12 protein-coding genes are annotated in these 14,752 nt (G+C 73.5%); 4 read left to right on the top strand and 8 right to left on the bottom strand.

The window, feature by feature from the left end; genetic code table 11:
• The first annotated feature begins 64 nt into the window (after positions 1–64).
• Entirely contained in the window at positions 65–856 is a 792-nt protein-coding gene (locus tag AB0E05_RS30875) for an SDR family oxidoreductase (RefSeq protein ID WP_361969674.1), read from the top strand.
• 9 nt (positions 857–865) lie between these two features.
• On the opposite strand, the gene AB0E05_RS30870 is transcribed toward AB0E05_RS30875, so the two are convergent.
• Together AB0E05_RS30870 and AB0E05_RS30865 are read right to left on the bottom strand one after the other, a co-directional pair.
• A complete protein-coding gene (locus AB0E05_RS30870; protein WP_361969671.1) occupies positions 866–3,466 on the bottom strand; it encodes an NACHT domain-containing protein in 2,601 nt (866 codons plus the stop codon).
• A 9-nt stretch (positions 3,467–3,475) separates the two neighbouring features.
• Positions 3,476–4,672 carry a helix-turn-helix transcriptional regulator gene (locus tag AB0E05_RS30865; RefSeq protein ID WP_361969668.1) on the bottom strand — a complete coding sequence of 399 codons (1,197 nt, stop codon included), beginning with the start codon at positions 4,670–4,672 and terminating at the stop codon, positions 3,476–3,478.
• A 280-nt stretch (positions 4,673–4,952) separates the two neighbouring features.
• Here AB0E05_RS30865 and AB0E05_RS30860 point away from each other — a divergent pair, with 280 nt between their 5' ends.
• The 3 genes from AB0E05_RS30860 (at position 4,953) to AB0E05_RS30850 (ending at position 7,100) form a co-directional block, all read left to right on the top strand.
• Positions 4,953–6,281 carry an MFS transporter gene (locus tag AB0E05_RS30860; protein WP_361969665.1) on the top strand — a complete coding sequence of 443 codons (1,329 nt, stop codon included), beginning with the start codon at positions 4,953–4,955 and terminating at the stop codon, positions 6,279–6,281.
• Positions 6,282–6,346: 65 nt separating this feature from the next.
• The gene (locus tag AB0E05_RS30855; protein ID WP_361969662.1) at positions 6,347–6,538 is read left to right on the top strand and encodes a hypothetical protein; all 192 of its coding nucleotides are present in this window, start codon (positions 6,347–6,349) and stop codon (positions 6,536–6,538) included.
• Between the two features lie 109 nt (positions 6,539–6,647).
• Complete coding sequence (locus AB0E05_RS30850) at positions 6,648–7,100, top strand: nuclear transport factor 2 family protein (protein WP_361969659.1); 453 nt, start codon at positions 6,648–6,650, stop codon at positions 7,098–7,100.
• Between the two features lie 48 nt (positions 7,101–7,148).
• Here the strand turns inward: AB0E05_RS30850 and AB0E05_RS30845 are convergent, their stop codons facing one another.
• From AB0E05_RS30845 to AB0E05_RS30820, 6 genes are all read right to left on the bottom strand, one after another.
• Entirely contained in the window at positions 7,149–8,264 is a 1,116-nt protein-coding gene (locus AB0E05_RS30845) for an ADP-ribosylglycohydrolase family protein (protein WP_361969656.1), read from the bottom strand.
• Positions 8,265–8,506: 242 nt separating this feature from the next.
• Positions 8,507–11,050, bottom strand: a complete 2,544-nt coding sequence (locus AB0E05_RS30840) for a tetratricopeptide repeat protein (protein WP_361969653.1) — start codon at positions 11,048–11,050, stop codon at positions 8,507–8,509.
• A gap of 97 nt (positions 11,051–11,147) precedes the next feature.
• Positions 11,148–11,711: a hypothetical protein gene (locus AB0E05_RS30835; protein WP_361969865.1), complete on the bottom strand. Its 564-nt coding sequence runs from the start codon at positions 11,709–11,711 to the stop codon at positions 11,148–11,150.
• Between the two features lie 29 nt (positions 11,712–11,740).
• Entirely contained in the window at positions 11,741–13,540 is a 1,800-nt protein-coding gene (locus AB0E05_RS30830) for an alpha/beta hydrolase (RefSeq protein WP_361969650.1), read from the bottom strand.
• On the bottom strand, positions 13,540–13,866 hold the full coding sequence (locus AB0E05_RS30825) for a hypothetical protein (protein WP_361969646.1): 327 nt from the start codon (positions 13,864–13,866) through the stop codon (positions 13,540–13,542). The genes AB0E05_RS30830 and AB0E05_RS30825 overlap by 1 nt, the downstream gene beginning before the upstream one ends.
• 351 nt (positions 13,867–14,217) lie before the next feature.
• Positions 14,218–14,640, bottom strand: a complete 423-nt coding sequence (locus AB0E05_RS30820) for a hypothetical protein (RefSeq protein ID WP_361969643.1) — start codon at positions 14,638–14,640, stop codon at positions 14,218–14,220.
• Positions 14,641–14,752 lie beyond the last annotated feature (112 nt).

Below are 14,752 nucleotides of genomic sequence, written 5' to 3'. Positions count from 1 at the left end.
TCCGCGGGTGGGGCGCTCTACCCTGACGGGCCGTCAGGTCAGTTCCCGAGCCCGGAGGTGTCCGATGCTGTTGCAGGGAAAAACCGTGGTCGTGTCCGGCGTCGGTCCCGGGCTCGGGCAGCGGGTCGCGGCGGCCGTCGTGCGGGACGGGGGACGGGCCGTACTCGGGGCGCGTACGGAAGCGAACCTCGCCTCGGCGGCGCGGGAGATCGACCCGGAGGGGGGCCGCGCCGCGTACCGGCGCACGGACATCACGGACCAGGCCCAGTGCAACGCCCTCGCCGCGCTCGCCGTCGATACGTTCGGCGGGATCGACGCCGTCGTGCACGTCGCCGCGCTGGACACCCTCCTCGGCGGACTGGCCGACGCCGACGAGGACTTCGCCGACTGGCGGCAGGCCGTGGACGTCAATCTGCTCGGCACCCTGCGGATGACCCGCGCCTGCCTGCCCGCGCTCAAGAAGGCCGGGGGCGGCGCGGTCGTCTTCATCGGGACGCAGTCGGCGGTGGCCGCGCCGACGCAGGTGCAGCAGACGGCGTACGCCGCGTCGAAAGGCGCGCTCACCTCGGCGATGTACTCGCTCGCGCACGAACTCGGGCCGGACCGGATCCGGGTGAACACGGTCGTGCCGGGGTGGATGTGGGGGCCGCAGGTGCAGGCGTACGTACGGTACGCGGCGCAGGCGGAGGGCGTGCCGGAGGCCACGGTGCTGGACCGGCTCACGGAACGGATGGCGCTGCCCGCGCTCGCGACGGACGGGGACGTGGCCGACGCGGCGGTCTTCCTGGCCTCCGACCGCGCCCGGGCGATCACCGGCCAGTCACTGCTGGTGAACGCGGGCGAGCTGATGCGCTGACGCGGGTGGCTACGTGGCCTCCGACTCCGCGCGTTCCAGGGCTGCTTCCAACGCGGCCCAGTAGGGCGTGTCGAGCTGCTGAACGTCGACACCCGGAGGCAGCATCTCCTCCCTCACCTCGTCGTCCCCGGGAACCAACAGAAAGCGGAGCTTGGGGAACTCAGCCAGCCACCGCTCGCCCGTGTCGGCGTAGCCGGACGGGAGCCAGAGGTGGGTGAGGAGCTTGGGATCGAGATGCTCGACCAGCTCGCTGACGCCGTACTCGAAGTTGACTTGGACCCGCTCCCGGCCACCCAGCTCCCGCAGCGCCTTGAGGTGGTCCACGGAGTGAAGGGTGAAGTACAGGCCCCTCGGGTCGAGGTGGGCCAGGATCTGTGCCGCGTACCGATCGGTGTCGAACCGGTCCCACCCCCAGGCGAGTTGCCGCCGCACGCTCAGGGACGGATGGTCCCGGTAGCGGACGAGCACAGCAAGCGCTGCGTCCGTGCCGATGTACGAGGCGGCCGACATCACGAACACGGCCTCCTCCTCCGTCAGCCCCTCCGGGCCCGGCAGCAGCCGGGCCACCAAGGACCCGCCGGCCTCGGCCAGCTTCCGCGCCATCACCCCGTTCAGCGGCGGGATGAGGTCCGCGACCAGGCCCTGAGTCCGCTCCACCACCGCGGGGTCGATCTCCAGCGCCTGGTCCAAGCAGGACGCGGCGAGGAGGATGCGGCGCAGGGCGTTCTCCGTCGGCACGCTGCGGTCCAGGAGGCCGTTCACGATCCGCGCCCGCTCCCCCGGCCGTCCCAGCGCGACCGCCATCCGTACGACGTCCTCCCACAGGTCGTCGTGCGCGCGGTCCAGCAGCAGCGGGAAGTCGCCCTCCTCCACCAGGGCCTTCGCCGCCAGGTAGTCCTGGAAGGTGCGGTGGACGAAGTCGAGGCGGCCCGCGGCCGGCTCCCGGAGCAGGCCGGAGCGTTCGGTGAGGTGGCGCAGGACGCGTTCCGGGGGCTCGGGGACGTGGCTCATGTACGTGAGCGAGCGCGTGAGCTGGGCGAGGGCGTCCTCGCGGGACATCTCGGAGCGGCCGTTGCGCACCAGCCAGTGCGCCAGCTTCTGGAGCAGCGCGATGCTGGTGTCGGAGGACAGGCGCAGTTCGCCGTCCGTCGCCACGCCGCGTTCCACGTCCCGCCGCTCCAGCAGCATCCGCAGCGCCGCCTCGTACAGCTCCTTGCGGCCGTGCGGGAGGAAGCCGTGGCGTTCGCGGTGCAGTGCGCACAGCAGGCCACACATCAGGGGGTTGACGGCGAGACGGCCGAGGTCGTCGTTGGTGTGGACGGCGTCGATGAGCGCGCCGGCGAGGGCGTCGTCCGCGCCGGCCGCGGCGTGCCAGCGGCGGACGAAGCGTTCGACCTCCGTGCGCTGCATGGGGGCGAGGGTGAGTCCGGTGAAGCGTTCGCCGGTCAGCCAGTCGTCGGCGACGGAGAGCGGGCGGGTGGTGACCAGCCACAGGTTGCCGGGGAACTCCGCCATCAGCTCCCGCATCCAGCGACGGGTCGCGTCGCGTTCGCGCTGCGGGATCTCGTCCACGCCGTCGACGAGGAGCAGCGCGCGGCCGGCGCGCAGCACGCGGTCCACCCAACCCTTCGGCTGGGAGCCGGCGATGGCGGAGCGTACGGCGTGCAGGAACTCGTCCGGGGTCGGCGGCTGCCCGTCGCGCAGCACCCGGCGCATCGGCAGCACGAACGGCACCCGGCCGATCAGGTGCGACAGGTGCCCGCCGAGTACGGCGAGGTCCTGGCGGGCGGTGACGACCGCGAGCCACTGCACGAGGGTCGTCTTGCCGGAGCCCGCGGCGCCGCGCAGCAGGACGCGGCCCTGGCCGGCGAGGGCGTGTTCGGCCGGCAGCGCCACCGGGGCTTCCACGGGCCCGTCCGCCGTGACTTCCAGGGAGACGTACGCGGCGTCCAGCGGCCACTCGCGGGCGTGGTTGAGGTCCAGCCCGTAGATCGTCAGTTCGCCGTGCTTGCGCTGTACGTGTTCGGCGTAGCGCTGCTCGAAGCGGGTGTCCACGGCGAGCGGGGACGGGTTGCGTTCCAGCAGCAGATCGGTGGCGGCGACGAGCCGTTCGACCGCGCGGGACTGCTCGACGAGGGTGCGGGCGACGAAGGTGGAGCGGGTGGTGAAGAACTCCAGGACGTGCAGGCAGGCGGAGTGCAGCAGGGGATCGAAGTACGCGGCGGCCTCGGCCGACAGGCCCGCGGGGCGGGTGAGGCGGGCGGCGAACTCCTGATGCCCCAGGCGTACGGCCTGCACGTCGTCCATGTCGAGGTCGCCGAGGCTGTGCAGGGCGGTCGTCAGGGCGTCGGTGAGCTCGTCGCGTATCCGACCGTCCGGTGCTTCGTTGGGGCCGTACGCGTCGGCGGCGCGGGCGACGAGCACGGCGGCGAGCTTGCGCAGCCCCTTCTCGTCGAGGGTGCGCCGTTCGCCGCGGAAGGACACCAGGGCGGCCAGCCGCACCGGTTTGTCCGCCAGCCCGGCGCCCGGCTCGCCCGGCACGAACAGTTTCCTGATCAGCGGGGCCAGGGCGCTGGACGCGAGGCGGACGGCGAGGGTGGAGGCATCCATGGCGGGATGCTAGCCAACCTCCCGGGCGGGCACGTCGGTTGTCGCGATGTCGGCGGTGGCCGTGCGGTCCAGGTAGAGCAGGCTGACGAGTTCGCCCCGCGAGGTCACTCCCGTCTTCTCGAACACGGCCTTCACGTGGTCGCGGACGGTGTGCGGGGACAGCAGCAGCTCGGCGGCGATGCCGGCGGTCGGCAGGCCGCGGGCGATCCGGGCGCAGACCTCCAGCTCCCGCTCCGACAGGTCGAAGGCGTCGGCGAGCAGGGGCAGGACGTCGGAGGGTTTGGCCGGCTCCAGGACGACGGCGGTGCCGGCCGGGCGCAGCGCGGTGGCGTGGCACACCAGCCAGGCGCCGTCGCGGGTGCGCAGCCGCAGGCGTACGGGGTCGGTGGCGCCGGCGCGGGCCCGGAGGGTGAGTCCGCGCAGCCAGGCGGGGACGGGCGGGCCCGGCGCCGCGGCGGGTTCGCGGGGGCCGTCGGGGAGCCGGTCGAGGTGGTGGTGGGCGGCGTCGTTGGCGGAGACCAGGGCACCGGAACCGTCGAAGACCAGCAGACCGGGGCCCGAGGGGGCTGCGTCGGGGGGCGCTTCGGGGCGCTGGGCGGCGTACGAACGCAGTCGGCGCGCCAGCGGGGTGACGAGCGAGGCGGCGAGCGCGGTGTCCGCGGCGTCGAAGGCCCGGCGGCCCTCGGCGCGGAAGAGGCTGACGGTGCCGTGGGGCCGGCCGTCGAGCGCCAGCACGACGCGTAGTTCGTCGTGGAGCCCGCGGGCGCGCAGGAAGTGCCGGTACAGGGGGCTGCGTTCGGGTGCTCCACCGGTGGTGTGGTGCAGTCCGGCGACGGGCACGGCGCGCCGCGCCAGCTCGCCGTAGCGGTTGATCCGCTCCGTGGACAGCTCGATGTCCCAGTACGCGGCGCAGCCGTGGGCGTCGGCGTGCTCGGCGTGGACGGGCGCGGTCATCAGGCCCGTCTCGGGGTCGGTGGCCCGCCACACGGCCGCGTCGTACGGCATGAGGCGGCGCAGCCGGGTGGAGGCCGCGACGAAGAGGGCGAGGGGGTGCGGGGCGCGTTCGGCACTGCGGAGCAGTTCGGCGCGGGCGGCGGTGGTCGCGGGACGGGAGCGGGCGGTGCGGGCCGTGCGGGCCGGGGGCACGGAGGCGAGCGGTCGACGGGCGGGGCGCGGCGCTCCGTGCGGTGGCTGGTGCGGGCGCATGCAGCCTCCCGGCCGTTGGCGGTGTAGTCGTCGCAACAGGGTCGCGGCTGCGGGTATTCCCCGCCCCCGGCCCCCTCTCCACCCCTCAGTTGAGGGATGGGAACGCCGACGTGCGCTCCGCAGACTCCTCCGTGTCCATCCACCGGCCTCTTTGTTGAGGGAACGGAGTCCAGCGCCCATGCCCGTCGATGCGTCCTCCCGGAAGCCAGCGCCGCACAACTCACCCCACTCGCCCGAACCCGTCGGGGCGGGTTCCGGTTCACGTTCCGGTCCGAGCGCCGTGTCCGTGGGCGTACGCCTCGGGGCGCTGTTCGGGCCGGCCGTCTTCGGCGTGACCGCGGCCGGGATCGCGCTGCCCGACGTCGGCCGGGCGCTCGGCGCGAGCCCGTCCGCCACGGCCTGGGTGCTCACCGTGCACGCCCTCGCCCTCGGCGTCGGCACCGCGCTCGCCGGGCGCCTCGCGGACGTCCGCGGCATACGTCCGGTGCTGCTCGTGGGCGTGCTGCTGCTCACCGCCGGCACCGCGGTCTGCCTGGCCGCGCCCGGCATCGGCGCCCTCGTCACCGGGCGGTTCCTGCTCGCCGCGGGCTCCGGTGCGCTGTCGGCGGCGGCGCTCGCGCTCACCGCGGCGTCCGCGCCCGAACGGCGTGGTCCGGTGCTCGTCGTCTTCGGCGCGACGATGGCCGTCTTCTCCGCGGGCGCCACGCTCGCGGGCGGCGTGGTGACGGAGTGGCTGACCTGGCGGCTCACGCTGGTGCTGCCGGTGCTCTCCGTCCTCGCCCTGCCGTTCGTCCTGCCGCTGGTGCCGCGCACGGGGGTCGCGGCAGCGGGCGGGCGTTCCGTCAGCTCCGTGGACGGCTTCGGGGCGGCCCTGTTGACCGTGACCGCGGGGTCCCTGCTCGTCCTCGTCCAGTCGTCGGCGCTGTCGCTGTCCACGGGCGCGGTGGTGGTGACCGCGGCCCTGCTGGTCGTCTCCGCGCTGCTGCTCGGGCGGCGGATCGTGGTGCGGCCGGACGGCTTCGTGCCGCGGGCCACCGTCGCCGACCCGCTGTTCGTCCGGGCCGCGATCACCGGCGCCGGTGTGTACGCGGGCCTGTTCGGCGCCATGTACGCGGTGCCGCGGCTGCTGGTCGGCGACTTCGGCTGGAGCGTGCTGGCGGTCGGCGGCTGGCTGCTGCCGGGCGCGGTGCTGGGTGCGGTGCTGTCCCGCTACGCGGGGGCCGGGCTGGCGCGCGGCAACGCCACCCGCGGCACCGCGCTGTTGGCGGCGGCGTCCCTGATCGGAGCCGTACTCCTGGCCCTGACCGGTGTCGTCGACGGCCGGCCGGGGGTCGCGGTGGCGGGGGCGTCCTTCGGGTTCGCCGCGATGTCCGTGACGCAGGTCGTGGCCACGGGCGTGCTGTCGGCCCGGCTGGAGCCCCGACGGCGCGGCGGTGCGCTGGCCCTGCTGAACCTGACGTTCTTCGTCGGCGGCGGCATCGGCTCGGCGGTCGCGGGCGCGCTCGCCACCTCGCTCGACGCGGACCGGATCGTGCTGGTCGTCGCGGTCTTCCCGCTGATCGGCGGGGTGGCGGCACCGCTGTTGGGACGTGCGGCGGCGCGCGGCTGAGTGGTTTCGCCGACTGTTCATCCGGAGCACGCCCGTTGGATGGGCGCGCCGTTGACGATGTCTGCATGAGCGACCGCATCAGCGCCCTGATCTCGGCCTTCGGCGTGCTCCCCGGCACGCTCTTGTTCGTCGGGTCCCTCACCCAGTACCGCTCCGGGGCGTCGCCCCTGTGGGTCGTGGCGGGCTCCGCGATCCTGCTCCTGGCCGTGTACGCGCTGGTGCGGGACGTACGGCGACTGCGCGGGCGTACGTCCTGACCGGCGGCGGCCCTTTACCTCCGGCGTAATCGCCCGTCCGTCCTTCCCGCGGCAGGATCGGGCACATCGAAGGGTTCACAGGCCCACAGGGTCCACAGGGGAGAACGCCATGATCACGAGTTCCACCGGCACCACGCCGCCCGCCACCGCCCCGTCCGTCGCCGAGCAGACCCGCGCCGTCGTCCAGGAGTTCATCCAGGCCCGGCTCGCCGGGGACGCCGAGCGGCTGACCGCGCTCTTCGCCGACGAGGTCGACTGGCTCCTGGCGGAGAACCCGGCCGTGCCGTGGATCCGGCCCCGTTCCACCGCCGCGGAGTGCGCGGCCCAGGCCGCGGAGCTGGCGGCGCACACCGTCCCCGAGGACGCCCGCACCACGCTCGACGCGTTCCTCGTCGACGGCACCGACGCCGTCCTGATGGGCCACCTGTCCGGCACCGTGCGGGCGACGGGCAAGACCTTCGAGGGCCCGTTCGCGCTGCGCCTCACCGTGGAGGACGGCCGGATCACCCGGCACCACCTCTACGAGAACAGCCTCTCGGTCGCGGCGGCGTGCACGCCGTGACGCCCGTACGGACGTCACGCGTCACGCGTCACGCGTCACGCAGGCTCGTCAGGCCCGGGGGTAGCGGGCCAGCCACCCCGGCGACGTGACCGTGGGGCTGTGGAGCGCCGGGCCCTGGGTCATCTCCATCGAGAAGTCGTCCGCCAGCTCCAGCACCGTGGGCCGGCCCTCCAACTCCGCGAGCCAGGCAGGCGGCAGCGCGGTCTCGCCGTGCAGCGCGCCCAGCAGTGCGCCCGTGAGGACGCCGGTGACCTGGGACGGGCCGTCGTGGTTCACCGCCAGGCGCAGGCCGTGGCGGACGTCCTCGGCGACCAGTGCGCAGTACACCGCGATCGACAGGGCGTCCTCCGCGTGGTGGCCCTCGCCGAGTTCCGCGACGCGGGACGGGCTCGGGATGCCCTGGCGCACGGCGCCGAGCGCGTGCTTCAGGCCGTCCGTGACGGGCTGGTGGCCGGGGCGGGAGCCGATCTGCGCGAGGGCCCGCTGCACGGCGGCGTCCAGGGTCTCGCCGCGCGCCAGGCCGTGCACGACGACCGCGTACGCGCCCGCCGACAGGTACGCCGTCGGGTGGCCGTGGGTCTGCGCCGCGCACTCCACCGCCAGTTGGCACACCAACTGCGGCTCCCAGCCCACCAGCAGCCCGAACGGCGCCGAGCGGGCGAGGGCCCCGGCGTCGCGGGCGGTGGGGTTCTTCGGGGTCTCCAAGGTGCCCAAGGTGTCGTCGCCGAGGCCGAGGAGGCTGGCCTTGGGGGCGTCCCGGCAGGCGTACAGCCACTCCTCGCGGGCCAGCCAGCCGTTGTCCTTGCGGCGCTCGTCGGGGCCCCAGTCGCGCTGGGTCGCGGCCCAGCGCAGATACGCGCGGTGGACGTCCGTCGGCGGGTGCCAGGCGCCGGTGTCCCGGCGGACCTGGGCGCGGATCAGGCCGTCCACGGTGAAGAGCGTGAGCTGCGTCGCCGCGGTGATCGCACCCCGGCGGCCGTGGGCCGGCACGAGGTCGGTGACGCCGTCCGGGCCGTGCGCCTGCTGGATCTCCTCCACCGTCAGCGCCGTCACTCCGGCACCGAGGGCGTCGCCGACGGCGGCGCCGAGGAGCGCGCCGCGCACCCGGGAGCGGAAGTCCTGCTGCTCGGCACGCCCCCAGACGCCCGTGGCCACTGTGCTCACCGTGCGCCTCCCTCGACGTGTGCTGCTCGACTGCCGTGCTCTCGTGCCGTACGGCGCGTGCCGTACGCCGTGCTGCGAGCCCGTGTGCGGATGCGGCCGTACGCGCGCCCACCCGTTTGCGTGCCCGGCGCAGCACTGTAATCGAACGAGATGGAACCCCACCCTCAGTGCGAGACACCTCACGCTTTCCTCCGCACGTCGACCGCGCGAGCGTCACGCCCCGCGGCACGCGTCCGCGGACGTCAGGCGTCAGTGCCGGGGCCGCGCGCGGGCGTGCGCGCCAGCGCCTGCGCCAGCTCCCGCGCCTCCGGCACCGCCGCGAACGCCGGCTCGGCCAGGACCGCCAGTGCCCCCGCCGCCTCCCCCAGCTCCACCATCCGGCGCACGTCGGCGAGTGCCGCGCCGGTGCGGCCGTGGTGCAGATGCGCCGCGGCCCGGCGCGCCAGGGCGGGCGCCGGGTCCGGGTTGACCTCCACCAGCCGGTCGAGGTCGACGAACTCGGCGTCCACGTCACCGCGTTCCCGGTGGATCTCGGCCCTGCGCAGCAGCGCCCACCCGTACGCGGGGTTGCGGTCGATCGCGTCCGCCAGGTCCGCCAGGGCCGCGTCGACCTGGCCGAGGCGGTGCCGGGCCATGGCCCGACTGCCGAGCGCCCAGGTGTAGTCGGGGTTCAGGAGCAGGGCGCGGTCGAAGAGGGCGACGGCCTCCTCGTACTGCTCGAAGTGGCGCAGGGTCTCGGCGTGGGAGGCGACGACCCAGGCGTTGTCCGGCTCGATCGCGCCGGCGGCGGACGCGTCGGCGAGCGCGCCGGCCCGGTCCCCCAGCGCCCGTTTCGCGTCGGAGCGCGCCACCAGGGCCCAGGCGTACCGGGGGTTGGCGGCGACGGCCCGGTCCAGGTCGGCCAGCGCCTCCTCGTGCCGGCCGAGCCGGTGCTTGACCAGGCCCCTGCTGGCGGTGGTCCGCGGCGCGTCGGGGTCGTGCGCGAGGACGACGTCGTACGCGGCGAGGGCTTCCTCGTACTGCCGGCCCAGGCGCAGGTTCTCGCCGAGTTCGTGGTGGGCGGTGACGGTGTCCGCGCCGAGCGCGATCGCGGCCCGGCAGTCGGCCGCGGCCTCGTCGAACGCGCCGAGCCGGTGGTGGTCGCGGGCGCGCACCAGCAGGGCGCGGCAGCGGGTCGCGTCGTCCGCCTCGGCGCGGTCGACGACGACGCCGAGCAGTGCGGTGCAGCGCCGGGACTCGTCGGCGACGGCCGCCAGGCACGCGGCGCCCAGGGCGCGCAGGGAGTCGCTGTCGGCGTCCGTGCCGGCGTCGGCGACCGCCGCGGCCCACTGGCGGGCGGCGGCCGGCGACGCGTGGGCGGCGGAGACGCCGTCCCGCAGGGCGGCCGGCAGCCCGGTGCGCGGGCGGGCGCACAGCCGGTGGTACACCTCCTCGACGCGCGCGGCCCGCCAGGCGTCCACCGTCCACAGCCCGGCCGCGTCCTGCCCCTCGGCGTCCTCCCCGCCCGCTTCCTCCGCCGCCCAGTTCGCGTACGCCTCCGCGAGCCGGGTGTGGGCGGCGCGCCAGCGCTGCGGGGAGCGGTTGCGCTGGAGCCGCAGCATGGGGTCGCGTACGACGTCGTGGTAGCGGGCCCGGCCGCCGCGGTCGCTGACGAACGGCAGCCCGAGCAGCCAGCCGAACAGCCCCTCCGCGTCGTCCTGTGCGTCCGGCGCTTGCTGTGTCGCCACGGCGAGGACGTCCTCGTCGAGGTGGCGCGGCAGCGCGCCGTGCAGCGCCGCGGACCTGCGCCGGGCGTCGTGCTCCCACTTCAGGAAGCGCTCGACGGCGGTGGCGCTGGGGTCGTCGATGCCGCCGGGCCGCCCGGCGTTCTCGGCGAGCATGGACACCAGCACCGGCAGCCGGCCCGACAGCCGCAGCACGTCCCGTACGACGTCCTCGTCCCGCACCTCCTTGGCCGCCAGCAGCTCGCGCGCCTCCGCGTCCGTGAACGGCGGCAGCGGCAGCTCGGTGACCAGTCCGGCGTGGTCGCCCCAGACGGCCGGATCGGACGGGCGCTGCCCGCAGGTGGTGACGACGACGTTGCCCGGAAGCTGCCCGTACGGCCCGCCCAACGGCCCCGGCCCCGCCAGCAGCCCGCGCAACCAGGGGTCGAGGAGGGGCCCGGTGCGCTCGTACGTGTCGAAGAAGAGCGCCACCCAGGGCACCTTGGCCGCGACCCGGTCCGCCTCGTCCGCGAACACCGGGCTGATCACCCGCACCGGGTCCAGCACCAGCTGGACGTCCTCCGCCCTGCCGAACTGCCGCATCAACACCCCGCGCAGCTGCTCCGCCCCCTCCACGAGCCGCACCGGATCCACCGCACCCCCGACCCCGGGCAGCACCGCCCCGACCCCGACGAGCGACGCCTGGGCGACGAGCGCGGCCCAGGGGTTGGGCCCGGCGGGCGCGCCCGCGTCCGGCGCGTACAACGCGGCGGCGGCCGACTCGGCCTCGTACCGCCGCTGCCGGTACGTCGCCAACAGCTTCTCCACCGGCTTGAGCTGCTGCCCCTGCGCCGCGAACTGCCCGCAGATCCCCTCCAGCACCTCCGGCACCGCGCCCGCGGACTCGTCGAGCACGGCGGTCAGCGCCCCGCGCTCCCGCGCGAGCTGCGCGAACCTCCGCACGAGGGACGACTTGCCGACGCCGGCGTTGCCGTGGACGTGGAACAGGAAGCGGGCATCCGGCGCGTCGGCCCCCGCGTCCAGGTTCGCCGCGTACGCCCGCAACTCCTCCGCACGCCCCACGAACGCTCCTTGCGCCCGACTCTGCCCGCGCCCGCTCCGTCGCCCGCCCCCGGCAGCACCACTCATGTGATCAGTGTGTCAGCCGGGGTGGCGGACGTCAGGTCGACGGCGAGGGGGCGGGGACGGCCGGGCCACCGGCGGACCAGAAGTCGGAGCGCACGTTGGGATAGGGCGCGCCGTTGTGCGAGTAGTCCTCGCCGTTGGAGTCGGAGGCGGGGGGCGGGACGTCGGACGGCTTGACGCAGGGGGTTCGCACTTCGAAGAACGCCTGCCCCTTGTCTCCGATGGTCAGTCGGATGGACAGTCCCTCAGGAGAGAGCGCAAAGATCGCAGGGTGCCGCTTGTCCGGGTTGACCGAGGTGATCTCGTACCCACTCTTCTTCCAGAACCGTTCCGTCATCCCGAGGAAGTTGCCCCGCCGTTCCTCCGAGATGATCGTCATCACCGTGCGGTTGCGGATCACGTTGCACTCTCCCGTGATGCTCGCACTGTGTGTCCACTCGACCTCCGGAACGAACGCAGCCAACGTCGCGTCCAGCATCACGTCAGCCTTCTCGGCCACTTCCTTCATGGTGATGTCCATGACGGGCTCCTTCGGCTCGTTCTCACCCTCCAGCAGTCCACAACTGCTGACCAGTGCTCCGACCAGTGTCACCACCATTGCCGTACGGACCGCACGGCCTGCCTGCCTCACCGATGCTCCTCTTTCGTGATGCCGTACCTGCCCGACACGATGCGGGCGATGTTCTCCGCGGACCGGTTGTCCGTATCCGGGTTGAAGTACTGGGAGTGGGCCGTGAGGTGCTCGCCCGGCGTGAAGGGGTGCGGTCCGTCTCCCACAAGAAAGCGCTGAGCCCCGAACGCCTTGCTGGCGGGGTCCTTGCCGAAGTAGATGTCGTCACCGTCGTAGCCGACCAGGGCCGCGCCGACGGCCGGGCCGGGGCCCATCCCCGCCACCTCGCCCTTCGAGGGCAGCTTGGTCACGATGTCATTGTCGGCGGACCCCACGTACACCCGCTCCGGCGGCACACCGAGATCGGCCGCCTTGTCGACACCCACCCCCGGGCTGCCGACCAGGATGATGTCGTCCACTCCCGGGATTCCCCCCGACTGCTTGGCCGCGGTGCCCACCGTGAGCGAGCCGTAGGAGTGGCCGATGGCGGTCACGTGCGGGTCGTCGTGCTGGCTCGTCGCGGCCAGGCCGGCCATGAAGTCGTTGTACGCCGGTGCACCGCGGTCGGCGTCTGCCGTGCTCATAACGTCGATGTTCTGCGGGGCGTCGTACCCGAGCCAGACGATCGACGCGGTGGACTTGTCGAACTCCCGGGCGCCCATGGCGGTGTCGAGGGCACGGTTCACGGTCCCCCCGGCGAACCCCTCGTCCAGCTTCGTCTTCAGCCCGGGAACGTACGCGGACACGTTCCGCGACGTGTCCGGGTTCCCGTACGAGATGATCGCCCGGCCGTTGCCTTCGGCGCCAATGCCCAGCAGGTACATCGGGATGGGGTTGTAGTCCCGCAGCTTGCCTTCGATCTTCCGCAGCCCCGCCAGCATGTCCTGTTCGCCGCCCTGGCGTTCCAACTGGGCGATGAGAACGGGCAGGTGCGCACGGTTCGCCTCGTCGCGGGTGGCCGCGGGGATGCCGTCCAGCATCCCGATCGCGTCGGGCGCGACCTCCATGAACTCCCGGCGCTGCTCCTCGCTCAACCCTTCCCACCAGGTCCGGACCTCGGCGGGGGACGCGCCGTCGGGGATCGCGGCGACCAGGCGGCCGGCGGCGGCAGCGCCCACGTCGGCGGTGTCGTGGAGGACGTCCTTCATCATCGCTTCCGTCACGTCCAGGCCCTTGGCGGCCTTCAGCCGGGCGAACGTCTGGGCGTAGCGATGGTCGACACCCGCCGCGGCGCGCACGGCGCCGGCGATGCGATCCGCGATGTCCTGTGCCTGCGTCGCCTTGGGGTTCAGGTGGAAGTCCACCCGGAACCGATCGCCGTCGGGGACGTCGGGCACGATCCGCGGCGGTTTGCCGTCGCCCGCGACGGGCGGTGTCAGCGGGTTGGGGAAGCCCGCCCGCGCCGTACCACCCGAGACGCAGCTCCCGCCGCCGTCCGAGCCGACGATCGCGGAAGGGTAGCTGACCGATCCGTCCGGGTTGACGGTGAGGGAGAGGGACGCCGCTTCCTCCAGTGCTTCGTTCAATCGCCGCTGCGGTTCGGCCAGATCAGCAGAGAGGCCGGAAAGAGCCGACCAAATCAGGCCACATTCCCGATACACGTACTCGTAATTGCGGATCAGCCGGTCCAGGCGCTTGACCGCGCTGCGGGACGCTTCGCTCTCCTGGGTCTCGATGAGCTTGTTCATGCCCCTGCGGACGGTGTCACGATCCGCGGCTGAGCGGCTGGAGACTTCCCGCCAGGCGCGTGCCGCCTCGTCGAACTCGGAGCGCTTGACGTCCCGCAGCTCCTGCCAGGTCAGGGAGTCGGTCGCCATCAGGCACCACCCGCGGTCCGGCCGGAGGACCTGACGGACGTGCCCACGTCCCCGTCCACGCCCGGCAGGTCCCGTGCGACCTTCAGGAGCGCGCCGTCCAAGTAGGCGCACTCGTCGCGCAAGGAGACCAGTCGCTCCTGCCAGGACGTGCGGACCGCCTGTAACGCGGGCACGCTGGTCAGACCGGCACCACCCTGAGTGACGCCCTGGTGGCCGGTCTCCAGCGCTCGATGACTGCTGGCGGCGCCGGTATGTAACTCGCGGGCGTTCTTGGCAGCTTCACGCCACGGGCCGCTGCCGTGCAGCAGGCGCCCGATTCCGCCCACGCCGCCGTCCGGACCGCCTGGCGAGGTGGCCGCGACAGGGCCGGGCGGTGTCGTCGACGCAAGGTTCATGCGCGGGTCGTCCACTGCGGGAACGGTCTCACCCGCCGGCGGGATACCGAACATTTCTTGCCATCGCTGTGCATTGAATTCCGACATCTTTAAGAAGCTTCCCCCCTGAGGCGCAAGCCGATAAGCGGCCGGCACCAGGCGAGGCTAGCCCAGCGGAATTCCCCGACGCCAAGCGCAATGCGGAGTTCTTCGCAGAAAAGTCCGTAATCCATAGCACCGCGGAACTGCTGGCACAAGAGCACATGCCCCCATGCTCGTGCCCCACCCGTTCCGCGCGGGCGCTCAGGTGCCGTCGTGGAACGTCTCGGAGATGTGCTGGTCGCGGCCCGCCTGGTACACCCGTCCGCCCCGGTCCGCCCTCGCCTGCATCACGATCGACGCGATGTCGCTGCGCTCGTCGGCGGAGAGGGCGGGGGTGAGGTCGTCGTCCAGCAGGCGGCGGAGTTCCGCGGCCAGTTCCGGGGACTCGCGCACGAGTTGTTGGAAGCGCAGTCGCCATTGGCCGGCGAGTGCCTGTTCGGTGTCGGTGTCGCCGTCGGTTCGGGCGGCGAGGACTCCCTGGCGGGCCGCTTCGAGGTCGTCCTCCACCGAACCCGTCTGCTCGGGGCGGGCTCGGCGCCACAGGCGGAGCACGGCGGTGCGGGTCTGTTGCCAGGTGTCCGTGGCCATCGCCGCGATCAATGCCGTGCCTGCTGCCGCAACCACCGGATCCAAACCGCACCTCCAGAAAGTCACCATCGCGTGGTGCGGACTGTAGGAGAGCCGTGGCGAAGCAGCCACGGGGGCTTGCTGAATCCAGCCCTTCCGGGGCCGCTGG

The organism is Streptomyces sp. NPDC048057, assembly GCF_040653095.1.
Taxonomy (GTDB): domain Bacteria; phylum Actinomycetota; class Actinomycetes; order Streptomycetales; family Streptomycetaceae; genus Streptomyces.
Note: the sequence above shows the minus strand (reverse complement) of the source record. Positions and strands in the feature narration are given on the sequence as shown.